Annotated in this window: 16 protein-coding genes; 4 read left to right on the forward strand and 12 right to left on the reverse strand. The window is 55.1% G+C overall.

Features of this window, described 5'->3' with window-relative positions; translation table 11 throughout:
- Positions 1-263: 263 nt before the first annotated feature.
- The 8 genes from yegS to WCC56_RS07970 form a co-directional block, all read right to left on the reverse strand.
- Complete coding sequence (yegS, locus tag WCC56_RS07935; RefSeq protein WP_424691853.1) at positions 264-1,166, reverse strand: lipid kinase YegS; 903 nt, start codon at positions 1,164-1,166, stop codon at positions 264-266.
- Between the two features lie 377 nt (positions 1,167-1,543).
- On the reverse strand, positions 1,544-2,899 hold the full coding sequence (gene yegQ / locus WCC56_RS07940) for a tRNA 5-hydroxyuridine modification protein YegQ (RefSeq protein WP_424691854.1): 1,356 nt from the start codon (positions 2,897-2,899) through the stop codon (positions 1,544-1,546).
- 269 nt (positions 2,900-3,168) lie between these two features.
- Positions 3,169-3,876, reverse strand: coding sequence for a two-component system response regulator BaeR (gene baeR / locus WCC56_RS07945; protein ID WP_424691855.1), 708 nt, complete (start codon positions 3,874-3,876; stop codon positions 3,169-3,171).
- Between the two features lie 36 nt (positions 3,877-3,912).
- Complete coding sequence (gene baeS, locus WCC56_RS07950) at positions 3,913-5,298, reverse strand: two-component system sensor histidine kinase BaeS (protein ID WP_424691856.1); 1,386 nt, start codon at positions 5,296-5,298, stop codon at positions 3,913-3,915.
- Positions 5,298-6,704, reverse strand: a complete 1,407-nt coding sequence (locus WCC56_RS07955) for an MFS transporter (RefSeq protein ID WP_424691857.1) — start codon at positions 6,702-6,704, stop codon at positions 5,298-5,300. The genes baeS and WCC56_RS07955 overlap by 1 nt, the downstream gene beginning before the upstream one ends.
- Positions 6,701-9,769 (reverse strand): multidrug efflux RND transporter permease subunit MdtC, encoded by a 3,069-nt coding sequence (mdtC, locus tag WCC56_RS07960; RefSeq protein ID WP_424691858.1) that lies wholly within the window; start codon positions 9,767-9,769, stop codon positions 6,701-6,703. Before mdtC ends, WCC56_RS07955 begins: the two co-directional genes overlap by 4 nt.
- Positions 9,766-12,885 (reverse strand): MdtB/MuxB family multidrug efflux RND transporter permease subunit, encoded by a 3,120-nt coding sequence (locus WCC56_RS07965; RefSeq protein WP_424691859.1) that lies wholly within the window; start codon positions 12,883-12,885, stop codon positions 9,766-9,768. The genes mdtC and WCC56_RS07965 overlap by 4 nt, the downstream gene beginning before the upstream one ends.
- Complete coding sequence (locus WCC56_RS07970; protein WP_424691860.1) at positions 12,885-14,129, reverse strand: MdtA/MuxA family multidrug efflux RND transporter periplasmic adaptor subunit; 1,245 nt, start codon at positions 14,127-14,129, stop codon at positions 12,885-12,887. Before WCC56_RS07970 ends, WCC56_RS07965 begins: the two co-directional genes overlap by 1 nt.
- 239 nt (positions 14,130-14,368) lie before the next feature.
- Between WCC56_RS07970 and WCC56_RS07975 the strand changes: the two genes are divergently transcribed.
- On the forward strand, positions 14,369-15,331 hold the full coding sequence (locus WCC56_RS07975; protein WP_424691881.1) for an aldo/keto reductase: 963 nt from the start codon (positions 14,369-14,371) through the stop codon (positions 15,329-15,331).
- 2 nt (positions 15,332-15,333) lie between these two features.
- Here the strand turns inward: WCC56_RS07975 and yegD are convergent, their stop codons facing one another.
- The 3 genes from yegD to WCC56_RS07990 form a co-directional block, all read right to left on the reverse strand.
- On the reverse strand, positions 15,334-16,686 hold the full coding sequence (gene yegD, locus WCC56_RS07980) for a molecular chaperone (RefSeq protein WP_424691861.1): 1,353 nt from the start codon (positions 16,684-16,686) through the stop codon (positions 15,334-15,336).
- A gap of 92 nt (positions 16,687-16,778) precedes the next feature.
- Positions 16,779-19,388 (reverse strand): diguanylate cyclase, encoded by a 2,610-nt coding sequence (locus WCC56_RS07985; RefSeq protein ID WP_424691862.1) that lies wholly within the window; start codon positions 19,386-19,388, stop codon positions 16,779-16,781.
- 167 nt (positions 19,389-19,555) lie between these two features.
- Complete coding sequence (locus WCC56_RS07990) at positions 19,556-20,185, reverse strand: phosphatase PAP2 family protein (protein ID WP_424691863.1); 630 nt, start codon at positions 20,183-20,185, stop codon at positions 19,556-19,558.
- Positions 20,186-20,473: 288 nt separating this feature from the next.
- Between WCC56_RS07990 and udk the strand changes: the two genes are divergently transcribed.
- From udk to asmA, 3 genes are read left to right on the forward strand one after another with little or no spacing between them, the layout of a single operon-like run.
- Complete coding sequence (udk, locus tag WCC56_RS07995) at positions 20,474-21,115, forward strand: uridine kinase (RefSeq protein WP_013202964.1); 642 nt, start codon at positions 20,474-20,476, stop codon at positions 21,113-21,115.
- A gap of 18 nt (positions 21,116-21,133) precedes the next feature.
- Positions 21,134-21,715, forward strand: coding sequence for a dCTP deaminase (gene dcd / locus WCC56_RS08000; RefSeq protein ID WP_424691864.1), 582 nt, complete (start codon positions 21,134-21,136; stop codon positions 21,713-21,715).
- A gap of 60 nt (positions 21,716-21,775) precedes the next feature.
- A complete protein-coding gene (gene asmA, locus WCC56_RS08005; RefSeq protein ID WP_424691865.1) occupies positions 21,776-23,620 on the forward strand; it encodes an outer membrane assembly protein AsmA in 1,845 nt (614 codons plus the stop codon).
- 18 nt (positions 23,621-23,638) lie between these two features.
- On the opposite strand, the gene WCC56_RS08010 is transcribed toward asmA, so the two are convergent.
- Positions 23,639-25,222: a TerC family protein gene (locus WCC56_RS08010; RefSeq protein ID WP_424691866.1), complete on the reverse strand. Its 1,584-nt coding sequence runs from the start codon at positions 25,220-25,222 to the stop codon at positions 23,639-23,641.
- Between the last annotated feature and the right edge of the window lie 560 nt (positions 25,223-25,782).

A 25,782-nucleotide genomic window follows, 5' to 3' on the forward strand; every position in this document is an offset into this window, starting at 1 on the left:
GAGTTGATAAGTAAAGCATCTGCGACATGGACGTCGCAGCTGAGCCCCCACGGATGGGTTCACGGCGTCTTTATGTTCAACTCTCTCTCCCTGACCTGCCACCAGAGCAGCCAGCCAACTTACGATCATACAGCGCCCACTTCACTCTAACTTGGTCACCAGAGCAGCCAGCCAACTTACGATCCTACAGCGCTTACTTCACTCTAACTTGGCCGCCAGGCCATTCAGTCAACTTACGATCCCGCAGCAGCAATCTCCTAAACTCAGGCAAGCAGCTCGCATGATGGCGGCAGGCGGCAGGCGATGGCGTTTGGGATCACTTCAATGTGGAATGAGGTGCCGGTTAGCGGTTCGCCGTCCAGATTGAAGGTCATCTCGTGCGGGGCGGTGATTTCCAGCCACGGCAGGGACGCGCGGATGATGTTAGGATTGTCATCATCACCCCCAATAACAGAATTCAGTAATGTTGGCAGGATCTCTTTAGAGGTGACAATGCTCAGCTCAATTTTGCCGTCATTGATCAGCGCTGTCGGGCAAAGTCGTTGACCGCCGCCAGCCTGACGCCCATTGCCAATGCCGATCACCAGCGCATCACCTTGCCAACGGAAGTCCGGGCCGCTCAGTTCACAGCTGTCTGCTTTAAGCGTGTCCATGCGCATCAGCCCATGAATAAAGTAGGAGACACCGCCAAGGGCTGACTTCAGCTTTTCCGGGGTTTCTGTGGTGATCCGGGTGCCAAAACCGCCGGTTGCCATATTAATGAAGTAATGCGTCTGGTTAACACGCGCCAGATCGATGGCGGTCGCTTTGCCCACAATCGCCAGCCGTAATGCATTCTCCATCTCCAGCGGAATACCGGCTGAAGTGGCAAAGTCATTGGCCGTGCCCAGTGGAATAATGCCCAGAACCGGGCGCTTTGAGGCTTCAATATTCGCCAACGCAGTGGCAATCTCATTGATGGTGCCGTCGCCGCCGCCCGCCACTACGGTTTCAGCCTGAATCTCTACCGCTTCCTTGACGTAACGCTCGCCGTCTCCGTGCTCCCAGGTGACGCGAACCTCAATGGAATAACCTTCCTCGCGCAGCGCAAAAATGGCTTCACGCAGGTCTTCAGTGCCGGCGCCTTTACCGTTCAAAATCACCAGCGTAATAGGGTGTTTTTCCATGTCTGTCTTCCCGTCAGTACTGACCCGTTCAGGCCCAAAAGTGCTTCAGTTATAGCACATATTGCACCTTCGACGAAAAGCGTGGGACGCAGAGGCAAAAGAAAAGCCCGTCCGGGGGAGCCGGACGGGCCAAGGAGGTGGTTCCTGATAAAGACTGCCGTTTCGAATTCTCGTTTTTGACAAGGCGCATTCTAGCCAGGAAAGGCTTCAGGTTATGTGATCAAATTCTAATAAAAGTAACCTGAAGTTACTTAAGTGTACAGACTGTGCATTAAACCAAAATTATCAAAATAGTAGCGGATGCAGCAGGCCGTGCCGCAGGATGCGTGATCTAAGGCCTGCCGGTTTACTCCTGCTCCGCTAATTTCCTTCGCCATTCACCCGGCGAGCTGGCTGGCTGGGGCTTGCGGAAAATTACGCATTAACAGCGCGAAGGTGAGGTCGATCTCTTCCGGCACGCTGATCCAGACGAAATGGCCGTTACCTGGTGCCACTTCGGTTGGCTGCAGTTTGGTATTTTCCATCGCTGGCAGATCGAAGTTGATATTCCCTTCCGGGGTCATCAGCTCCAGGTTGTCGCCGACGCTGAACTTGTTCTTTACTTCAACCAGCACTTTATCCCCGCGGCGCTCACCGGTAAATTCCCCGACAAACTGCTGACGATCGGAAGCTGAATGTCCGTAGTCATAGTTTTGGTAGCTGTCGTGCGTGTGGCGGCGCAGGAAACCTTCGGTATACCCGCGATGCGCCAGACCTTCCAGCGTGTCCAGCAGCGATTCGTCAAACGGTTTGCCAGCGGCGGCATCATCAATCGCACGGCGGTATACCTGCGCAGTGCGTGCGCAATAGTAATGCGATTTGGTGCGGCCTTCGATTTTCAGCGAGTGAACGCCCATTTGCGTCAGGCGACCCACATGCGCCACGGCGCGCAGGTCTTTCGAATTCATGATGTAAGTGCCGTGCTCATCCTCAAAGGCGGTCATGTACTCGCCAGGACGCTTAGCTTCTTCAATCAGATAAACCTGGTCGGTTGGCTGACCTTCACCGAGCGTTGGCTCAACGGTCTTCACCGGGATCGGCTGATGCTGATGCACGATCTGCCCAACCTCGTCCTGCTTGCCTTCCTGCACCTTGTACTCCCAGCGGCAGGCGTTGGTGCAGGTTCCCTGATTCGGATCGCGTTTGTTGATGTAGCCGGAAAGCAGGCAGCGGCCGGAGTAGGCCATGCACAATGCGCCGTGGACGAAAATCTCCAGCTCCATTTCTGGCACTTGCTCACGGATCTCGGCTATTTCTTCCAGCGACAGTTCACGCGAGAGGATCACCCTTGTCAGCCCCATCTGCTGCCAGAATTTCACCGTCGCCCAGTTCACCGCGTTGGCCTGCACCGAGAGATGCACGTCCATCTGCGGAAACGCTTCCCGCACCAGCATAATCAAACCGGGATCGGACATGATTAGCGCGTCCGGCCCCATTTCAATCACCGGACGCAGATCGCGAATAAAGGTTTTCAACTTGGCGTTGTGCGGGGCGATGTTGACCACCACATAAAATTTCTTGCCCAGCATATGGGCTTCGTTGATCCCCAGCGCCAGATTCTCGTGGTTGAATTCGTTATTACGCACCCGCAGGCTGTAACGCGGCTGACCCGCATAGACGGCATCTGCTCCGTAAGCGAAGGCGAAGCGCATGTTCTTGAGCGTACCAGCAGGCGACAAAAGCTCAGGTTTCACTGTTGAGTTTCTCTTTAAGTTTCCCAATGTCTTCCGAGCTGCAACTGTGTTGGCTGCTCACCTCCCCCCCAGTCACTGACTAAAGCAAGCTCCTGAAGATGAAGGTGCTTGCCGCCTTGTTGCCACTCGACATCCAAATGGGAAAGAGTGTGAAGGAGGCAGAGAACATCGGATTATTGGTTTCGGATGAGAAATAACAAAGGCCGTCAGAGACGGCCTTACAAAATATGCGGGAATTGTAAAAGGTTGGGCGGGGAATGTAAATTGACCTAGATCAATCGGCAGACATCTGCTTCCCAGCGGTAGCCCATGCCGTACACCGCGCGGATAAAGGGCTGGTCAGAATCGAGCAGTTCCAGCTTGCGGCGCAGGTTTTTAATGTGGCTGTCGATGGTCCGGTCAGTGACCACGCGGTAGTCATCATAAAGATGATTGAGCAGCATCTCCCTGGAGAAGACCTTGCCAGGCTCCTGAGCGAGGGTTTTCAACAGGCGGAATTCCGCAGGGGTAAGATCCAGTGGACCTTTATCCCAACTGGCCTGGAAGCGATTTTCATCGATCACCAGCAGCGAGGCTTTTTGTGCCTCTTCCAGCGTGCGTTTACAGCGCTTGAGGATGGTCTTCACTCGGGCAACCACTTCACGCGGGCTGAACGGTTTGCAGATGTAATCATCCGCCCCGATTTCCAGCCCAAGCAGGCGATCAATTTCTTCCGTTTTGGCGGTGACCATCATGATTGGCAGGTCGGAGAAGCGGCGGATTTCCCGGCACAGCGTCAGGCCATCCATGCCTGGCAGCATCAGGTCCAGCAGGATCATGTCCGGCGGCGTCTGTTTTACCCACTCCAGCACTTCATCTCCACGCAGAAGATGGTGGGTGCGGTAATTGGCAGCCTGCAGATAATCCACCATCAGCTGGCCAAGTTTGGGTTCGTCTTCAACCACTAAAATCAGCGGGGCAAGCGTTTCCTGTTCCATAACACTCATCTGCTTAACAAGAGGTGACACACCTCTTTAGTTAGTCTTGCAGGGTAAGTGTACCGTAATTTTCAGTCCTCCGGCATCGGAGTGATCCGCAACAATGGTGCCATCGTGGGCTTCAACAATGTTCAGGCAAATGGCCAGGCCAAGCCCGGAGCCGCCGCTGGCGCGATTACGTGAGCTTTCAGCCCGGAAGAATCGCTCGAAAATTTGCTGACGTTGCTCGTCGGTAATCCCCGGACTGGTATCCTCAAAATGCAGGATCTGCTGGTCCGGTTGTGACACCACCGTCACGGTCAGGCCGCCACCTGCATCGGTATAGCGCAGGCTGTTTTCCATCAGATTGGTGAACAGCTGCATTAAACGATCCGGATCGCCAAACAGCGGAGCCTCCTCTGGCAGGCGAAGATCCAGTGACAGCTTGCGGCTTTGATAACGGCCAGTGAAATTACTGGCGACCAGCTCAACCAGCGGCACCAAATCCGTTTTGCATTTGCGGTAGGCGAGGGCTCCTTCATCAGACAGGGAAAGCTGGTGCACATCATCTACCAGTTTGGTCAGCGTGCTGACTTCACCCTGCAACGACACAATCGACTCTGGCGTCAGTTTCCGTACGCCATCCTGAATCGCTTCCAGCTCCCCGCGCAGGATCGCCAGCGGCGTGCGCAGTTCATGGGAAATATCGGCCATGAAGGCGCGGCGCATGCTTTCATTTTTCTCCAGCGTGCTGGCCAGCCGGTTAAAGTCCTGGCCCAGACGGCCCAGCTCATCCCGGCTATTGGCCTGAACCCGGCTGGTGAAGTCCCCGGCAGCCAGTTGATGAGTGCCTTCCACCAGACGCTTGACCGGCGCAAGCAACCCACGAGACATCAACCAGGTCACCAGCGCGGCCAGCAGCATCGCCAGTCCGGATATTATCCAGCTGGTACGCTTTTGCTGTTGATCAAAGTTGATGTCCGCGCTGCGGGTCAGCCGCTCCGGCGGTGAACCTATCACCCAGCCGACAATATGTCCGTCGCTGGTGGTGATGTTACGGCGGGAACCTTCTGGTGGCACCGGGCCGCGGGGGCCGATCATCACATGGTATTGCTGGTCGATAATCCAGAACTGCGTACGCCAGCCGTGCGGAGGAAGCTGAGAGCTGGAGTCCGGATTCTGTTCCAGCGAATGCAGGATCTGGAACACCAGCTTGTTGTTATGGCGCAGGAAGTCCCAGTTACCGTGCTGTTCATACTGATCGGACAGCGCGTCACTGAGCATCACCAGCCGCTGCTCGTTACCTTTCTTGATGTAGTCAATAAAACCGTGTTCAAAACTAAGCCGCACGCCCCAGTGCATGGTTATCAGCACCAGCAGACAGGTAGAAAAAATAGCGGCGAACAGCTTGGCGGTGATGCCGATACGCAATTTTGCAAACATTAAGACTTCCTCTTGCGGCTCAACACCACGTTTTTACTGACATCCAGCGGCACGCGCCAGAACACCAGGGCGGGCAGAACAATCACTACCGCCATGCACAGATAGGTATAGATAAAGGCCTGATGCACCGCAGCGCTGTCCGCTACGGCCTGATGGCCGAAGGTGCCCAGCATCAGCCCGGCCACCGTTACGCCAATACTCATCGACAGCTGCATAATCATCGACAGCAGGCTGTTGCCGCTGCTGGCGAGATCGTCCGGCAGCTCTTTCAGCGTGAGGGTATTCATGGAGGAGAAACGGATGGCGTTAACCATTCCCTGCAAGAACAACACCACAGGCAGCAGGTAATCCCAGCCCATCAGCGCCACCGCGGGGAACAGCAGCACCACCAGCGCCAGACCGAGGGTGGCCCCTACCAGCACGTTGCGGTAGCCAAACCGGTTAACGATCTGCACCACAATGCGCTTCATGCCCATATTGCCGAGCACCATTGGGATCATCATCAGCCCCGCATGCAGCGGCGAATAGCCCATGCCAACCTGCAGGAAGATCGGCGTCATAAAGGGCAGCATGCCGCTGCCGATGCGTCCGGTAAAACTGCCCAGCAATCCAATCGAATAAATGCGGTTATCAAACAGCTTCAGGCTGAAGAGTGCGCGCTCATTTCCCCTGGCATGCATCAGGTAGAACAGCAGGGAAAACACGCCGATCAGGATAAACAAGCAGAGTAAAAGCGGAGAAACGCCCAAACCTCGTTGTCCATCCAATGCCAGGGTTAAAGTGGCCATTCCCGCCGCCAGCAGAATAAAGCCCACAAAATCGAATTTTCGCGGTGGCAGGCTCAGATTAGGCATTAATTTTAGGGTGGCAATGGCACCAATGAGGCCGACCGGGATATTGATCAGGAAGATCCAGTGCCAGCTGGCGTATTGCACCAGCACGCCGCCCAGCGCCGGACCCAGCAGCGGACCCACCTGGCCTGGCAGAGTGACGAAGGTCATCGCCGCCATATATTCGGCTCGTGGAACCAGCTTCATTACCGTTAACCGACCCACCGGCACCATCATTGCGCCGCCAATACCCTGCACCACGCGCGCCATAATCAGCTGGTCCAGCGAGGTGGCCAGTGAACAGAACAATGAGCCGACGCTGAACAGCACGATGGCGCTGAAGAACACGTTTCTGACCCCGAAACGGTCGGCCAGCCAACCGCTAACCGGCAACATCACCGCGACTGTCAGCACATAAGAGACGATAACCGAATGCATATTCAGCGGGTTTTCGTTCAGGCTGATCGCCATCGAGGGCAGGGCCGTGTTAACGATGGTGGTATCCAGCGCCTGCATAAAGAAGCCAAAGGCAACGATCCACAGTTGCCAGCGCACGGTGGAAGGCAGCGTATTCATGACTGAACCAGTTCCTGACGCGGTCTGCGTCGCAGTTTATCCATATACAGATAGACCACCGGCGTGGTGTATAGCGTTAACAGCTGGCTCATTACCAGCCCGCCGACAATGGTAATGCCCAGCGGCTGGCGCAGTTCTGCACCGTCACCCGAGGTTAACACCAGCGGCAGCGCACCTAATAACGCCGCCAGCGTGGTCATCATGATCGGCCTGAAACGCAGCAGGCTGGCCTGGAAGATGGCTTCACGCGCGGTCAGGTCGCCGTTGCGTTGCGCCTCCAGCGCAAAATCGACCATCATGATGGCGTTCTTCTTCACGATACCGATCAGCAGCAGAATGCCAATTAACGCAATCAGGCTGAACGGCGCACTGAACAGTTCCAGCGCCAGCAGCGCGCCGACGCCAGCAGAAGGCAGCGTGGAGAGGATGGTCAGCGGATGCACGTAGCTCTCATACAAAATGCCCAGCACGATATACACCGTGGCGATGGCGGCAAGAATTAACCACAGCTGGCTGTTCTGGCTTTGCTCAAAGGCCTGCGCGGTGCCGGCAAAACTTCCGCGTACCGTGGTTGGTACGCCCAGCGATGTCATGCTGCGGTCAATGGCCTCGGAAGCCTGAGACAGCGACACCCCTTCCGGCAGGTTAAAGGAGAGGGTTGAGGCGGCAGAAAGCCCCTGATGATTCACCGACAACGGCGCGTTAGCCGGTAACCATTTAGCGAAATAAGAGAGCGGAATCGCTTTGCCCTCGTTGTTGATCACGTACATCAAATCCAGTGAGCTGATGTCCTGCGTGTAGCGCGGGTCCACTTCCATCACCACCTTGTACTGATTCAGCGGCTGGTAAATGGTGGAAATCTGCCGCTGACCGAAGGCGTTATTCAGCAGGTCATTGGCATCCGCTACATCAATTCCCAGCCTTGCCATGCTCTCACGATCGTAAGTCAGCGCCATTTCTGAGCCTTTGTCCTGCTGATCGGAGCTGACGTCGGCCAGCTCTGGCAGCGCCTCAAAAGCCTGGCGGATTTTAGGAGCCCAGATCCGCAGGTCGTCCAGGCTGTCTGACAATAGCGTGTACTGATAGCCGGCGTTAGATTCTCGTCCGCCAACCCTGAGGTCCTGCACCGCCATCAGATAGAGGTTCGCGCCAGGCTCTTTAGCCAGCTTGATGCGCAGCCGGGCAATCACTTGCTGGGCATTTTCACTGCGCTCGCTCAGCGGTTTAAGGGAGATAAACATCGAGCCGCTGTTGCTGCGTGAACCGCCGGTGAAACCCACCACGGTATCTACAGCCGGATCTTCACGGACAATCTTCATAAAGGCTTCGAGCTTACCGCGCATCGCCTGGAACGAGATGCTCTGATCCGCCTGAATAAAGCCCATCACGCGGCCAGTGTCCTGCTCGGGCATAAAGGTTTTCGGGATGGAGATATACAGATAGACCGTCAGGCCGATGGTGGCGAAGAACACCAGTAGCGTCCAGCGGGAGTGATTCAACACCCAGTTTAACGATCGGCCATAGCCTTGCTGAATACCGTTCAGCACTCTGCCAAAGCCACGAATCCGCGATTGGTCACGTTGTGGATGTGCCCGTAACAGCCTGGCGCACATCATCGGCGTTAGCGTCAGGGAAATGACCAGCGAGATGGCTATCGACACCGACAGCGTGACGGCGAATTCTTTGAAGAAGCGACCCACTAAGCCGCCCAGCATCAGCAGCGGCAGGAAAACGGCAATCAACGACAGACTCATCGACAGCACGGTAAATCCCACTTCCCGCACGCCCTGTAACGAGGCTTGAAGCGGCTTCATCCCGGCCTCTACGTGACGGGAAATGTTCTCCAGCACCACGATGGCATCATCCACCACAAATCCGGTGGCGACAGTCAGCGCCATTAACGACAGGTTATTCAGGCTGAAGCCGCAAAGGTACATCGCGGCAAAGGTGCCAATCAGCGAAACCGGCACGGCTACCGCCGGGATAAGCGTCGCGCGGCCTGAGCGTAAAAAGGCAAACACCACCAGAATCACCAGCCCGACAGAGATAGCCAAAGACTGCTCAACTTCAGCCAGTGAAGCGCGGATGGTCGGAGAGCGGTCCTGGGCAATTTCCAGATGGATTGAGGCCGGAATACTATTTTTGAGTTCAGGGACTTCAGCGCGAATACGATCAACCGTATCAATAATGTTCGCTTCGGGCAGCTTGCGGATCAGCAGCAGAATGGCGGGTTTGGCTTTCGACATCCCGGCGTTGCGCACGTCCTGGACGGAGTCCGTTACGTTAGCCACATCCTGCAGCCGCACTGCTGCGCCCGCGTTGTAATGCACCACCAGCGGCTGGTAATCCGCCGCCTTTTGCAGTTCGTCATTGGTTTTCAGCTGCCAGCGTTGCTGATGATCTTCAATCGCGCCCTGAGGTCTGCGCTGGTTAGCATTAGAAATGGCTTCACGCACGGCATCCAGCGAAACACCCTGATTAAACAGCGCCTGGGGATTAAGATCGACACGCACGGCAGGCAGCGAGCTCCCGCCAACAGTGACATCGCCCACACCGTCGATTTGCGACAGCTTTTGCGCTAACTGGGTGGAGGCATAGTCATAAAGCTGGCCCTGCGAATAGGTCTCCGAGGTCAGCGCCATGATCATAATTGGCGCGTCTGAGGGATTGATCTTACGGTAGGTTGGCCGGCTTGGCATCCCGGTTGGTAACAGGCTCTGCGCAGCGTTTATCGCGCCCTGAACATCTCTTGCCGCGCCGTTGATATCGCGGTCGTAATCGAATACCAGAATGATACGCGTACTGCCTAACGAGCTGGTGGAGGTCATTTCGCTGACGCCAGCAATACGACCCAGCGAGCGCTCAAGCGGCGTAGCTACCGATGAAGCCATGGTTTCCGGTGAGGCGCCAGGCAGCGAAGCGCTGATCATGATCACCGGGAAATCAACCTGCGGCAGCGGGGCGACAGGCAGTAGCCTGAAACCCAATACGCCTGCCAGCAGGATGGCGATGGTCAGTAAAATCGTCGCTACCGGGCGATGGATAAACAGCGCGAAAAACCTCACTGCGCCTCCTCCTGGCTGAAGCGGCGGCGGGTGGCATGGGCCAGGCGGTCAAACAGCAGATAAATTACTGGCGTGGTGAACAGCGTCAGAACCTGGCTGACCACCAGGCCGCCAACCATCGCCACGCCCAGCGGACGGCGTAACTCTGCGCCTACGCCGGTACTGAGCATTAACGGTAGCGCGCCCAGCAGAGCAGCGAGGGTGGTCATCAGAATAGGGCGGAAACGCAGTAAACAGGCCTGATAAATTGCTTCATACGGGGCCATTCCCTGTTCACGCTCGGCGGCCAGCGCAAAGTCGATCATCATGATGGCGTTTTTCTTGACGATACCGATCAACAGAATAATCCCGATGATGGCTATCACATCCAACTCATGGCCGGTAAGCATTAACGCCAGCAGCGCGCCTACGCCTGCCGTTGGCAGGGTAGAGAGAATGGTAATCGGGTGGATAAAGCTCTCATACAGCACGCCAAGCACGATATACATCGCCACGACCGCCGCCACAATCAGCCAGATGGTGCTGGACAGCGCGGCCTGGAAGGCCAGCGTGCTGCCCTGAAACTCGGTCATGATCTCCGCCGGCATCGCCAGATCCTGCTCGGTTTTGCTGATTGCATTGACCGCCTGTTCAAGCGAATAACCTTTGCTGACGTTGAACGAGAAGGTGGTGGACGGGAACTGATCCAGATGGTTAATGCTCAACGCACCATGGCGCTGCTCAATCGTGGCGATGGCGCTTAACGGCACCATGCCGCCAGAAGTGCTGTTGAGGCGAATGCCATCCAGCGCCGCAAGACCCGGCGTGGCGGACGTATCATGCTCCAGCACCACTCGATACTGATTTGCCTGAGTATAAATGGTGGAGATCAGACGCTGACCAAAGGCGTTATACAGCGCGTTATCCACGTCGGCCATGGTAATGCCCAGGCGGCTGGCGTTATCGCGGTCCACTTTGATATAGGCTTCCAGCCCCTGATCCTGCCAGTCGCTGCTGACATCTTTCAGCTCAGGCAGCGTTGAAAGCGCGTTAATCAGCTTCGGCACCCACAGGCTCAGGGACTCCAGCGAACCGGTCTGCAAGGTAAACTGGTACTGCGTGCGGCTGACCGTGGTATCAATCGTTAAATCCTGCACCGGTTGAAGGTAGAGATTCACGCCAGGCAATTTCGCTATTTCAGCCTGCAGCCGGTCGATAACCACGGGAATTCGATCGTCACGTTGATCCAGCGGTTTCAGATTGATTTGCAGTCGTCCGCTGTTCAGCGCCGGATTGGTGCCGTCGACGCCAACGAAAGAGGTCAGGCTTTGTACCGCCGGATCTTTCATGATGATCGAAGCCACCTGCTGCTGCCGCTCCGCCATATTGGCGTAGGAGACGGATTGCGGAGCCTGCAAAGTTCCCTGAATAATGCCGTTGTCCTGCACCGGGAAGAAGCCTTTCGGGATGGTGATCCACAGCAGTACGGTGATCGCCAGCGTGCCAAACGCCACGCCTAAGGTTATCCACGGATGATTGAGTACCCGGCGTAATAAATGCCCGTAACCGGCAATGATCCGGTCAAACATCGCTTCACTGGCGCGCGAGAAACGGTTCTGTTTCCGCAACGATTCCACGCTCAGCATTCTTGCGCACATCATTGGCGTCAACGTCAGCGAGACTACGGCGGATATCAGGATTGATATGGCAAGGGTGACGGCAAATTCCCGGAACAGACGACCGACGATATCGCCCATAAACAGCAACGGGATCAGCACCGCAATCAGGGAGAAGGTCAGGGAAATGATGGTAAAGCCAATTTCACCTGCGCCCTTGAGCGCGGCAGCCATCGGCTTTTCGCCTTTCTCGATATAGCGGGAGATATTCTCAATCACCACGATCGCATCATCCACCACGAATCCGGTGGCGATGGTCAGCGCCATCAGCGTCAGGTTGTTGATGGAAAAATCGAGGAAATAGATCACCGCAAAGGTGCCAACCAGCGAAAGAGGAACGGCAACGGCGGGAATGATGGTCGCCGGAACGTTACGCAGGAACAGGTAGATGATCATCACCACCAGCGCAATCGCCAGCATCAGTTCAAACTGCACGTCATGTACCGAGGCGCGGATGTTGGTGGTGCGATCGGTCAGAACTTTCACTTCAACCGATTTCGGCAGCGAGGCGGTCAGCCCTGGCAGCATCTGGCGAATGCTGTCCGCCGTGGTGATGATGTTTGCCCCCGGCTGGCGCTGGATATTCAGGACTATGGCGGGCTGGCGATTGGCCCATGCGCCAAGCCAGCTGTTCTCCGCACCTTGTTCAACCGTGGCCACGTCGCGCAGGCGCACCGGCGAACCGTTCTGATAAGAGACGATCAGCTGGCGGTAATCCTCAGCGGATTTCATCTGGTCATTGGCCGACAGCGTGACAGAACGCTCGGGGCCGTCCAGGCTGCCTTTGGCCGAGTTGACGTTGGCATTGCTGATGGCAGTCCGTACGGTTTCACTGTCCAGATTCAGCGCAGCCAGCGCCTGAGCGTTCAGTTTCACTCGCACCGCAGGGCGTTGGCCGCCAGCAAGGGTGACCAGACCCACGCCAGAAACCTGAGAAATTTTCTGCGCTACCCGCGTTTCCACCATGTCTTGAACCTGAGTCATTGGCATGCTGGTGGTGGTAACGGCAAGCGTCATGATCGGCGGATCGGCTGGGTTGACCTTGCTGTAAACAGGCGGGTTAGGCAGATCGGAAGGGAGCAGGTTAGTGGCGGCGTTGATGGCGGCTTGCACTTCCTGCTCGGCCACGTCCAACGGCAGCGTTAACTGAAACTGTAGGGTCACCACGGATGCACCGCCGGAACTCTGCGACGACATCTGCTTCAGCCCGGACATTTGCCCAAACTGGCGTTCAAGAGGGGCGGTGATGGAAGAGGTCACCACATCCGGGCTGGCGCCAGGATACAGCGTCACTACCTGAATGGTCGGGTAATCGACCTCCGGCAGGGCTGAAACGGGCAGGGCGCGGTAGCCCAAAATACCGGCCAGCAGGATCGCTACCATCATCAGCGTGGTAGCAACCGGACGGAGAATAAACTGGCGGGACGGGCCGCCGGTGGAATTTGGAGGCATGACCTGCATCAGGAGCTGGCTCCTTTAGACGGCAGCGCGCTTTTGCCGGAGGTCAGCGGCGTGGCCTGCGGGGCTACCACTTCTACCTGCGCGCCATCGGTCAGGCGATCGATTCCATCGGTGACGACCCGCTCGCCTGCGTCCAGTCCGGCGGTGACCACCACTTTCTGGCTGTCCTGCAGCCCGGTAGTGATCAGCTTTTTGCTGACTTTATTTTCTGCGTTGACTACCCAGACAAAGTTACCTTCATTGCCCATTTGCAGCGCGGCAGAAGGGATCACTATCGCATCCTGCAGGGTGTTGACCTTCAGGCGGGCATTAACAAACTGATTCGGGAACAGCATGTCGTCGGTATTCACAAAGCGCGCTTTCAGCTTCACCGTGCCGGTGGTGGCATCGATCTGGTTATCCATACTCAGCAGCGTGCCGCTGGTAAGCCGTTTTTTATTGCTGCGATCCCAGGCTTCAACCGGGATCGGCTGGCCGCCTTTTTGCGCCGTCAGGATTGTGCTGATGTCATTTTCCGGCAGGCTGAACACCAGATCGATCGGGTGCGTTTGGGTGATGATCACAATGCCGGTGGTGTCGCCGCTGGTGATGTAGTTGCCAACATCGACTTGTTTAAGGCCCACGCGGCCAGAAATAGGGGAGGTTACGCGGCTGTAAGTTAAATTCAGCTGTGCGCTGGCAACGCTGCCCTCATCGGCTTTAATCGTTCCCAGGGATTCATTGACCAACGAGCGCTGAGTGTCCATTTCCTGTTGGGAGACCAGATTGGTTTTAGCCAGCTTCTCGTAGCGGGCCAGGTCTCGACGGGCATTCGCCAGCGTCGCCTGGTCTTTTGCCAACTGTCCCTGAGCCTGCGTTAAAGCAACCTGATAAGGACGAGGATCGATTTCGGCAATCAGCTGTCCGGCTTTCACTTCCTGACCTTCGGTAAAGTGCAGCGCTATCAGCTCGCCATCAACACGACTGCGGAGTGTGACGGTGTTGGCTGCGGTAACCGTGCCCAAACCGGAAAGGTACTGCGGCACGCTCTGCCGTACGGCTTCTGCTGCCTGAACCGGCGATAACGCTGCCATTGCGCCACGACGCCCACCGCCTTTACCTGCACCGCTTTTCTGTTCCTCGCTGGTGGTTTTTTCCGTTGCGGCGCTGCTGTGGCTGGTGTGCCACCAGTACCAACCGCCAGCGGCGATCGCAACGAGAATCAGGATCGGCAAGATTTTGGGGGAACGACGTTGTGCAGTCATCTTGGTTGCAGCTCTCCGGTAGCAAAAGGTAGTCCACAAGGGCCAAAAAAAGAGGCCCAGAATTTTTCTATTTTAGCGGGTTTATCAACCGCAAAAGTGAAGGAATTAAGGATAACCGTTCAGCTGGTGTAAGTATTCCTGTCGTGCACATCTTTTGCCACAAATCATCGAAGCGCAGCCGGAGATGTTTGCTACGCTAAAAGTCACGCGAGAAACACTTCATATTCAGGAGAGTAATGATGAGTCAATCAGAGCACCGTTCACTGGGCCGTACCGGCATTCAGGTTCCCACTTTGACCTTTGGTGGCAACGTGTTTGGCTGGACAGTAGACCAGAAAACCTCTTTCTCCCTGCTGGATGCGCTGGTGGAAAAAGGGCTGTATTTCATTGATACCGCTGATGTGTATTCCCGTTGGGCGCCGGGTAATGAAGGCGGCGAGTCGGAAACCATCATGGGTAACTGGCTGAAGCAGAGCGGTAAACGCGACAAAATTGTGCTGGCGACCAAAGTCGGCATTGAGATGGGGCCGGGCAAAACGGGCTTGTCACCAAAATACATCCGCCAGGCGATTGAAGACTCTTTGCGTCGTCTGCAAACCGACAGTATTGACCTTTATCAGGCACACCGTGATGACAGCGATACGCCGCTACAGGAAACGCTGGCGACCTTTGATGCACTAATTAAAGAAGGGAAAGTGCGGGCAATTGGGGCTTCGAACTATTCGGCAGAACGGTTGAGCGAAGCGCTGAAAGTCAGTGAGGATCACGGTTATGCCCGTTATGAAACGCTGCAGCCTGAATATAATCTTTACGATCGTCAGGAATATGAAAGTGGTCTGGAGCAGGTAGCCAAAGATAATGGCCTGTCGGTGATCAACTATTACTCTCTTGCCAGCGGGTTCCTGAGCGGGAAATACCGCAAGCCGGAAGATGCCAGTAAAAGTCAGCGTGGGGAAGGGGTTGTTGAGAAGTACCTGAACGAGCGAGGCTTGCGCATCATCAAGGCGCTGGATCAGGTGGCTGAAGCTACCCGCTCAACACCGACTCAGGTTGCTCTGGCCTGGCAGATTGCCCGCCCGAGTATCACCGCACCTATCGTCAGCGTCACTTCACTGGCTCAGCTTGATGAGTTAACGAAAGCCGCCGCGCTCAAACTGAGCGACGACGACATTCGTGAACTGTCAGAAGCCAGCAGCTACTGAGACTAGCGGAACATCACCTGCGCCCAACGGGCCAGACCGGCGGTGACGGAACCAAAGTCATCGCCGCTCGCCAGAGGAATGTCCGGCAGCTGCTGTTGCAGAGCCTGACGCAGCACCGGTGAACGGGCGCTGCCGCCAGTCAGATAGATCACATCAGGACGGGTGCCGCTGGCATCCAACGCCAGTTTCACCTGTTCCTGAATCCGCTCCAGCGGCTGTGCAATAGCCGTTTCCAGCCCCTGAACACCGATCGTCCTGTCCAGCGTCTGCTCAATAAAGGCCAGCGGCGTGGTAACTTCGGCCTGCTCAGAAAGCGCAATTTTGCTCTCTTCCGCCGCGCGAACCAGACGATATCCCAGGCGTTGCTGCCATACCTTCAACAGGCGCTTCACTTTTTCCGGCTCACGCGCATCGCGGATCAGATCCAGCAGCAGCTTTTTGCTGGCAGTGGCGTAGAAATCACTCTGTGCAGGAACATCGTTGATCGCCACGGCATTCCACCACGGCAGGGCAGGCAGGGCGATGCCTTTCTCTGTCGCGCCACCTAATCCCAACAGCGGCATCAGCTCTTTAAAGGCCAGCATAATATCCAGATCGTTTCCGCCTACGCGGCAACCGCTGTGGCCCAACAGGCTGGCATTACGATCGGATTTATCATGCCATTCCGGGCCCATCAGCAGCATCGAGCAGTCCGTGGTTCCGCCGCCGATATCGACGACCAGTACGCGGGTTTCCTGCTTAAGCGTTGCTTCAAACTCCAGACCTGCCGCTACCGGCTCAAACTGGAATTCCACCTCTCTGAAACCGGCACGGCTGGCTGCGCGGCTAAGAATACCCTGTGCCTGACGGTTGGCTTCATCACCCCCAAGACCCTGGAAGTTGATCGGACGACCAATCACCGCCTGAGTGATGCTCTGTTCCAGGCTCTGTTCCGCTTTCTGGCGGATATGCAGCATCATCGCGCAGACCAGATCTTCAAAGAAAGCCACCTGCTGCGGCTTAAGTCCGCTAGCACCAAGGAAAGACTTCGGTGATTTAACGAACCAGACGTCTTCCGGATCGGCCATGTACTGGGCGAGAGAAGCCAGGCCGAACTGCACGCTGGCCGGAGTAACTTCAATATCTTCTTCGCGGTTGAATGCCAGAGCGCGGCGCAGAATGGCCTGATTATCCGCATCCGGCGTGGGAACCTGATGATGGCGGAATAACCACTCGCTGACCGAGTCGCGGGTTGGGGCACAAAGCATGGAGGGCAATAAGGTCGAACCTTGCTCCAGCGGCAACAGTGCAGGCACGCCGTCTTTCATAATGGCGACCGAGCAATTTGCTGTCCCGTAATCAAAGCCAATAAACATTTATCCCCCTCAGCTGGAAAAAAGGGGGCGACTTTAGCCCAGGCCCGCAGGGAGAGCAAGAACCCTTGATCATTTTTCGCAAAGTGGCGGCACTACGGCTGGTCATCGTGGTGGCTAAGTAGCCACTGATTCAATGTTCGCAGTCTTTCCGGGTCATACACCGCAAGCTGGCCTCGCCCGTTATGTTTGGCGTTATAGCAGGCTAAATCCGCCTGAGCCAGCACATCGCTGAAGATATGATTCTCTTTGTTGATCAGGGCAATACCGGCGCTGGCACCGATATGATGCAGCCGGCCTTCCCACATGAAGGGGTAATCGTTCACGGCGTTGACTATCCGCGCAACCACTTCCTGCGCTTTATCCAGCGGGCAATCCTGCAGCAGAATGCCAAATTCATCCCCGCCCAACCTCGCCAGGAAATCATTGCTGCGCAGATGGCGCTGCATCACGCCGGAGATTTCACGCAGCAGTGCATCGCCAGCGGCATGGCCTGACGTATCGTTGACCGCTTTAAACCGATCCAGATCGACAAACACCAGCGCATGCTCTTTTTGCAGCACGGGTGCAGACAGTAATAAGGCATTGAGCCGCTGCTCAAAGCTGGCGCGATTAGGCAGGCTGGTCAGCATATCGTGCGAAGCGCTGTAGGTCAGGCGGCGCATCATTTCACGCGATGCGCTGACGTCCCGCATCACCATCACGCTGCCAATATTGTCACCTTCCAGCGTTTTCAGCGGGGTAATACTGTAGTGAATATCATACTCACGGCCTGCGCTGTTATGCAGCACCAGTTCCTGGTCCAGATCCGGCGTTGATTTGGTCTGTGGCAGCTCACACAGCAGCAGACTCTCTAGCTGCGGCCCGTTCCTGCCCTGGGTGATGCGCAGAATATCGTTCAGACCTTTGCCTGCTGCATTTTCCTGCGTCCAGCCGGTCAAGCTTTCCGCGACCGGGTTCATAAAGATCACCCGCATCTCTTCATCGGTGCTGATCACGGCTTCGCCAATCGCATCCAGCGTGATATGCATCCGCTCTTTTTCCTCATAGAGCGCGTTGTTCAGCTGGCGAACCGTAGTCACATCGTGATTAATGCCAAGCATGCGTTCGACGTCACCTTTTTCATCCAGCACCATGCTGGCCTGGCTGCGGATATGACGAATGCCGGTGTCGGTTTCAATGCGGAATTCGATATCAATAGGCGTGGAGGTTTTTACCGCTGTATCAAAAGCATCTATCGCCATCTGCCGATCTGCTGCCAGCAGGCTGTTTGCCCAGGTCAGATAGTTTGCCTGGCCATTTTCCGGTAGGTCATACAGGCGGAACATGCGTTTGTCCCAGCTCATTTTTCCGGTGATCAGGCTCCATTCCCACACCCCAATCCCGCCGGCTTCATTCGCCAGCGTGATGCGCTCCATCAGGCGCTGGTTGACCTCTTCGGTCTTTTTCAGATCGGTAACATCTTCAATCTGCGAGATAAAATAGAGCGGCAGCTGTTCGCTGTCCCGAACCAGTGACACGGTAAGCCGTGCCCAGACAATTTGCTGATCCTTACGCAGATAGCGCTTGGCCATACTGAAAGTTTCAATATCGCCCAGCAGCAGGGCATTGACCTGTACCAGGTCCGCATGCAGATCGTCAGGATGGGTGATCTGCTGGAAATCCATTCTTTTCAGTTCGTTTTCCTGATAATCCAACAGCTTACACAGCGATTTATTGACCTTCAGCCATTTGCCTTCGGGCGAGACCAGCGCCATGCCAATGGCGGAGAACTCCATCGCATGGCGGAAACGGGTTTCACTCTCCGAAATATGCTTTTTCTCTTCACGGAAAGAGTGCATCACCAGCGCCATCATATGGCTGGGGATTAACGCCATCAGGAACGGCAGCCAGACCGCACTGGCCAACGGCCATCGGGTAGTGAGTTGCCCATCCAGCAGGCCAAGTGCCAGCATCACGGTCATCATCGACAGCGTGGCAAGAAACACCACAAACGCCTCGAAACGGGGCAGGCGCACCGCACTGTAAAACAGCACCACGATAACAAAGGTGAACGGCCACGGCAGATAGCGCAGAGAGCAGTAACATAAAAGCAGGGTGATAATCAGCGTCAGCAGCGTTTCAAACAGGGCATTTTGATGCCGGGCGCGTTGGAAGTAATCGTTTTTCCACAGCAGGCAAACCGGACCGAGGGCCAGCATGCCGATCATTTCAGACACTACCCAGGTAGAGAAGAAGCGGAAGCTGCCATGCCCGGACAGACTAAGCACCCAGGAGGCCAGCAGGCCACCAATCAGCGGGGTGAACACGCAGACGGTCACCACCAGTTTGCTCCAGCTTAACAGGGAGTCGAGCGGTGACTGGCGATCGAGCATTACGCGCAGCAGGAAACCGCCAATGATTGCCTGTGTCAGGTTAATCAGCGGAAACTTCACATTGGAGAGATCGGGACCAATCACTAAGGCGTTGGCCACAGCGACGCCAAGGAAACAGCTCAGTAGCGTTAAAGGTAAGGAAGAGAAAGGCAGGCGAAAGATAACGATGGTCATCAGCGCCGTGGAGAACCACAGCGGAGAAATCTGACCGCTGACTTTAATCAGCTCTAAGCAGAAGAGTGTTAACGCAAAACTCAGGCCGCCAAGCATGAATGCCTGAGGCCAGAGGTGAGTGGTGCGCTTTAGAGAAAAAAGGGTGTCAGTCGTCATTCAAAAATCCAGCATGGCGCCGGAGGTTTAGCTTAACCGAAGGCGCAATCCACGTTACATCAGCGATGCTAACATAACCGTTTATGAATGCTTGTGGTAATTCAAAACATGGCTGTATTCGGGCGATTGACCGACAGTTTCTCGCCCTTTTCGGGTGATTAATGGCGTTACTGCCGCAGTTTTAGCAATTCTTCGCGGGTCCAGGCGTGATCGACACCGGCAATCTGTACGGAAAGACGCTGCAGAAATTGCTGAGTAGTGGCGATACGCCCGTGGCTCATTAGCAATAAAGGCAGTAACAGCGCCAGACACAACTGCGCGGTTGAAAATCCCTGTAGCTCTGAACGGCGCTGGCTGACAAGGAAAGCCGTACTTAAGGTGAAGCCCAGAATCAAACCGGCAATCACTTCGCTGGTGGAGTGATAATTTAACACCAGGCGGGAGGCACCCACCATCAGCGGGATCAGGTAACCCACCACCACCGCACAAGTTCGCCAGGCTGGCTTAAAACGGCCGCTGAGCAGCCAGAGCATCACCGGCCAGAGCGTAGCGGACATGGCGCTGTGGCCACTGAACCCGGTGAAATTGTACCTTGCGCTGCCAATGCCGTAGCCCAGGAAGGCGATTTTAGACAGGCTGACGATCGCACCAGCGGCACAAAAAGCCAGCGCCCAGTACCAGACAGCACGACGATCGCTGTTTTTCCAGGTGATCAGAATGGCCATGATGACTGCCGTTGGGATCAACAACATGCTGTCACCGAAATAGGTCAAAATATGCACAATATGCCAGAACACCTTGTTTCCTTCTTGCTGTGTAACCGAGCCGGGCCGCGCTTAACAGGGTGAAGAAACAGATAATCTGGTGATCATCCACTTCACCCCAGGCGCTAGCTTCCCGGCTCAAAATGTGAGGTTGGTCTCATTATTACCAGTTTAACCAGCATTGCCAGGCGCGGCTAACGGGAAAGTCCTAAAAGCAATTGCGCGCTTTTTTCTGGCATCAACTGCCCGAAATCCTTATAATTACGCGCGAAATCGTCCTCTCCTTTGTCTCAGACAACCAGTAATCAGGTCTTTAATTTTATGACTGACAAGTCGCACCAGTGCGTCATCGTAGGTATCGCCGGCGCATCCGCCTCGGGAAAAAGTCTCATAGCCAGTACTCTGTATCGCGAAGTGCGCGAGCGGGTAGGCGATGAAAATATTGGCGTTATCCCCGAGGATGCGTATTACAAAGACCAGAGTCATCTGACCATGGATGAGCGGGTTAAAACTAACTACGATCACCCCAGCGCGATGGATCATAGCCTGTTGCTGCAACATTTGCAGAAACTGAAGGCCGGTGAAGCTATCGACCTGCCAGTCTACAGCTATGTGGATCATACCCGCACTGCGCAGACTGTTCAGCTAAAGCCGAAAAAAGTCATTATCCTGGAAGGCATCTTGTTGCTGACCGATGCCCGTCTGCGCCAGGAGATGAACTTCTCCATCTTCGTTGATACGCCGCTGGATATCTGTCTGATGCGCCGTATGAAGCGTGATGTGAATGAACGTGGCCGCTCGATGGATTCGGTCATGGCGCAGTATCAGAAAACCGTTCGTCCGATGTTCCTGCAGTTCATTGAACCGTCCAAACAGTACGCTGACATTATCGTGCCTCGCGGCGGAAAAAACCGCATCGCCATCGATATTCTGAAGGCCAAGATCAATCAATTCTTCGAATAGCCGACAGGGATCCACGCCATGAGATTATGCGACCGCGATATTGAAGCCTGGCTGGACAATGGCCAGCTCGACATTACGCCACGCCCACCCGTTGAACGCATCAATGGCGCTACCGTTGATGTCCGTTTGGGCAATCAGTTCAGAACCTTTAGTGGGCACACCGCTGCCTTCATCGACCTTAGTGGCCCGAAGGACGAAGTCAGCGCCGCGCTCGACCGCGTGATGAGTGATGAGATTGTGCTGCCAGAAGGCGAGGCGTTCTTCCTGCACCCTGGCGAGCTGGCGCTGGCCGTTACGCTGGAGTCCGTCACTCTGCCGGATAATCTGGTAGGCTGGCTGGATGGGCGCTCCTCGCTGGCGCGTCTTGGGCTGATGGTTCACGTTACGGCTCACCGCATCGATCCCGGCTGGCAGGGCCGAATTGTGCTGGAGTTCTATAATTCAGGTAAGCTGCCTCTGGCACTGCGTCCTGGCATGTTGATCGGTGCCCTGAGTTTTGAGCCGCTTTCCGGTCCCGCTGCACGGCCTTATAACCGTCGTGTCGATGCCAAATACAAAGGGCAGCAGGGCGCGGACGCCAGCAGGATAGACAAAGATTAGAACAATCTGGCTCGTCAGCGTCTTGCCGCCGGGTGATCGTGACGGGAATAAGGGGAAGGCATGAGACGATTTATTACCACGCTGGCCATTTTGCTGGTGGTAATTGTGGCCGGAATGACCGCGCTGGTGTTATTGGTTAATCCCAACGATTTTCGCGGTTACATGGCTCAGCAGGTTGAGCAGCGCAGCGGTTACCGTTTAGCGCTGAAGGGCGATCTGCGCTGGCATGTCTGGCCGCAGCTCAGCATCCTTTCTGGCCAGATGACCCTGACCGCACCGGGAGCCAAACAGCCGGTGGTCTCTGCCAGCAATATGCGTCTTGATGTCAGTCTTCTTCCTCTTATTTCCCACCAGTTGTCGGTTAAGCAAGTGATGCTGAAAGGGGCGGTGTTCAACCTGACTCCGGACAGTGAAGCACAGCGACCGGCGAATGCGCCTGTCGGCCCGGGCGGCAGTAACCCGGACGAAGGCGTAACCAAAGGGTGGAAGTTTGATATCGCCGAGCTGCGGATTGCCGACAGTTTGCTGATCTGGCAACAAATTAATGGCGAGCAGCTTAATCTTCGTGACTTCAATCTTCAGCTTTCACAGGATAAAAAGCGTCTGGCGCACATTGAACTGAGCAGCCGTATCAACCGCGATCAGCGCGAATTGTTACTCAACCTCAATAGCGATGTAGACGTCAGCCGTTATCCTCAGCATCTTTCAGCCGCTATCAATCAGCTCGATTATCAGATGACCGGTGCGGACTTGCCGAAAGAAGGGCTGAAAGGGCAGATGAAAATGCAGGCCGACTGGGCTGCAAACACTCAGGCGTTCAGCCTGAAAAATCTCTCGCTGAGCGCCAATGACAGCCAGCTCGATGGCAGCGCCAGCGGCATGCTGGGCATGCGGCCAACGTTGAATGTCGATTTGCATTCGCCGTTACTGAATATGGATTCGTTATTGGGTCTCGAACCTGATACTGCCGATGGCGGTCAGACGGTTCAGGCACAACGCTCTGCGCCAGGCCCGGTGATTTCGCATCCTGTTGAGCGGGATAATGCCGATTCTCCGCTCAATGCGATGGACGGTAATATTGCGCTGACGGTGGATAAAATGCGCTGGCGGGGGATGGATTTTGACAAGGTCAATCTTCGTGCTTCCAGCAACGGAGGGTTGCTGACGCTTGCGGCATTAAACGGCAAAGCCGGCAACGGTGAATTCTCGCTCCCCGGCAGTGTAGATGTCCGCTCAGCTGAGACGATTGTTAAGTTGCAGCCTGAGTTAAAGAACATTGCCCTTACGCCGTTGCTTAAAGCTTTCGCACTACCGGCTTCCCTGAGCGGCGATCTTTCTCTGGCCGGGAACTTTACCGGTTCAGGCCTGACGGTTCCTTCCTTTAAGCAGTCCTGGCAGGGTAAGGCTGAGCTGAACCTGGCGAATGCCCAGATGGCCGGGTTGAACTTCCAGCAGATGATCCAGCGTGCGGTGGAAAGAAACAGCAATCGGGTGCGGGGATCGGCGGATGCCGCTAAAGGCAGTAATCTGCAGCAGATCAAAGGTAACGCTTCACTCAATAATGGCTTGCTGACCTTCCCTGGATTAGAAGGCAGCTCCTCAATGCTGGATTACAGTGGCAAAGGTCAAATCAACCTGGCTAACCAGCAGGCGGATCTGACCTTCGGTGTAACGGTCACTCGCGGCTGGCAGGGTGATGATGAGCTGGTAAAACGCCTGCAAAATACCCCGGTTCCATTGCGTATTTACGGGCCATGGTCCGCACTGAATTATTCGCTGCAGGTTGATCAGGTGCTGCGCCAGCAGTTGCAGGATGAAGCGAAAAAACGGTTGCAAGAGTGGTCGGATCGCAACAAGAGCAGCGATAAAAACAGTTCAGTGCAGAAATTGCTGAAAGACATGTAGGCCAGGCCGGGAAGTGCATCACACTTCGTAATCCGGCTCTTCAGCCACCGCTAACGGAATGATTTGCACTTTCTGGATGCGGTGGCTTTCTACTTGTAAGGTACGGAACAGGAAGTCACCCACCTGAATCTCTTCCCCTTGCTGCGGCACCCGCTGCATATGCTCCATCAGTAAACCCGCCAGCGTGTGATATTCCCGCTTCTCATTCAGCGGCAACTCCACATACATCACCAGGTCATCCAGCGGCATATGTCCATTGGCTGTCCAGCTACCATCGGTATTTTGCTGAATGTCGTAGCGGGGATCGATGGCTTCCCCTTCATTCGGCAGATTACCGGCGATAGTTTCCATCACGTCACTCAGTGTCACCACACCTTCGACCGACCCAAACTCATCCACCACAAAGGCAAAGTGGGTGCGTGCGCTGCGGAACTGCTCCAGTGCTGGCAGCAGGGTTAATTGTTCCGGGAACACCAGCGGCTGGCGAATCAACGCCCTGAGATCCAGACTGTTACCGTGCAGAGACTGTTTCAGCAGATCGATAACGTGCACCACGCCTAACGGGTCGTCACTGTTATCGGTCACCACGATGCGGGTATGTTGATTCTGGTCGAGCAACGAGAGGATTTTTTCGGCTGGCTCACTGAGATCGACATGTTCCACATCATGCCGGGAAGTCATGATGCTGCTGACCGTACGTTGCCCCATGCCGAGCACTCGCGCAATCATCATGCGCTCCTGCTTATTGAAAATGGCCTGACTCTCAATATTGTCGGCGACCAGAGCCGAAGTCTGTGCATCCAGCTCGGCCTGTTCGTGGTGCCCGCGCAATAAACGTAACACGGCTTCTGCCGTTCTCTTCCTTAATGGAGAGCTGGAAGAGAGGAAGCGGCGACGATTAAATTGCGCCAGCTGATTCAGTGCTTCAATGATGATTGAGAAGCCAATCGCCGCATAAAGGTAGCCTTTTGGAATGTTATAACCAAAACCGTCGGCCACCAGGCTGAAACCAATCATTAGCAGGAAGCTAAGACAGAGGATCACAATAGTCGGATGTCCATTAACAAATCTTGTTAATGGTTTGCTGGCCAGCAGCATCAGGAAGATAGCAATTATCACTGCTGCCATCATCACCGGCAGGTGATCCACCATGCCAACCGCAGTGATGACCGAGTCCAGCGAGAACACCGCGTCCAGGACCACTATTTGCGCGACAACGGGCCAAAATTTAGCGCCACGCTTTTGTGGGTTTTCATCCTCATCTTTTCCTTCAAGCCGCTCATTCAGTTCCATGGTGGCTTTGAACAATAAGAAGATCCCGCCTGTCAGCATGATCAGGTCACGTGCACTGAAAGGGTGCCCGATAAGGGTGAAAAGGGGCGAAGTCAGGGAGGAGAGCCAGGAGATAGAGGCAAGCAGCAGCAAACGCATCACCAGCGCCAGCAGCAGGCCGGTAACACGAGCCCGATCGCGCAGGGCAGGGGGGAGTTTCTCTGCCAGGATAGCGATAAAGACAAGATTATCAATCCCCAGAACCAGTTCTAAAACGATAAGGGTGACCAGTCCAGCCCAGATAGAGGGATCGGCGATCAATTCGAACATGACACAAGCACCTGCAAAGGTTGAAACATGGAAGTTGATGATAGTGAATTCGCAGCGATTCAACAAATAATCGGAAGAGTCAGTCGAGGTGAAAGCTCAGTTTATCGTCACTGGCGGGATAATCATCAAATGAATTTACTAAGATAAATCCGGAGTATTTCCGGGCCGGAGTTTTCAAGACTATTCGCATAGGTTGCACTCAGGAATTCGAGGATACTTATCGGCTGACACATTCTGGTCAGGATTAATCTTAATCGATCGAATAAATCTGAATTTTATCCAGAGGGGAGAGAGAGCATGCAAGGTATAGACTGGAACGAAAGGTAGTCTTAATCCTAAAAGACAGTGCGGGCGGGGACAGCCTCTTGTAAACAGGCCAGTAATAACTAGTATAGCAACGTGTTAGTAAATGTCTGCGTTAATGACGCAATTTGCGCGGTAACGGCGTCTTAATCTCTTTTTTTGTGAACAGCAACACGTTAAGACGGCAAACACGTTAGCCTGAGCCCGGAGAGGACAGGATAAAAACAACAAGGTAAAGCAGCGTTACAGCGCATTGG

Origin of the sequence: Erwinia sp., from assembly GCF_049696395.1 — a bacterium.
Lineage (GTDB): Bacteria > Pseudomonadota > Gammaproteobacteria > Enterobacterales > Enterobacteriaceae > Erwinia.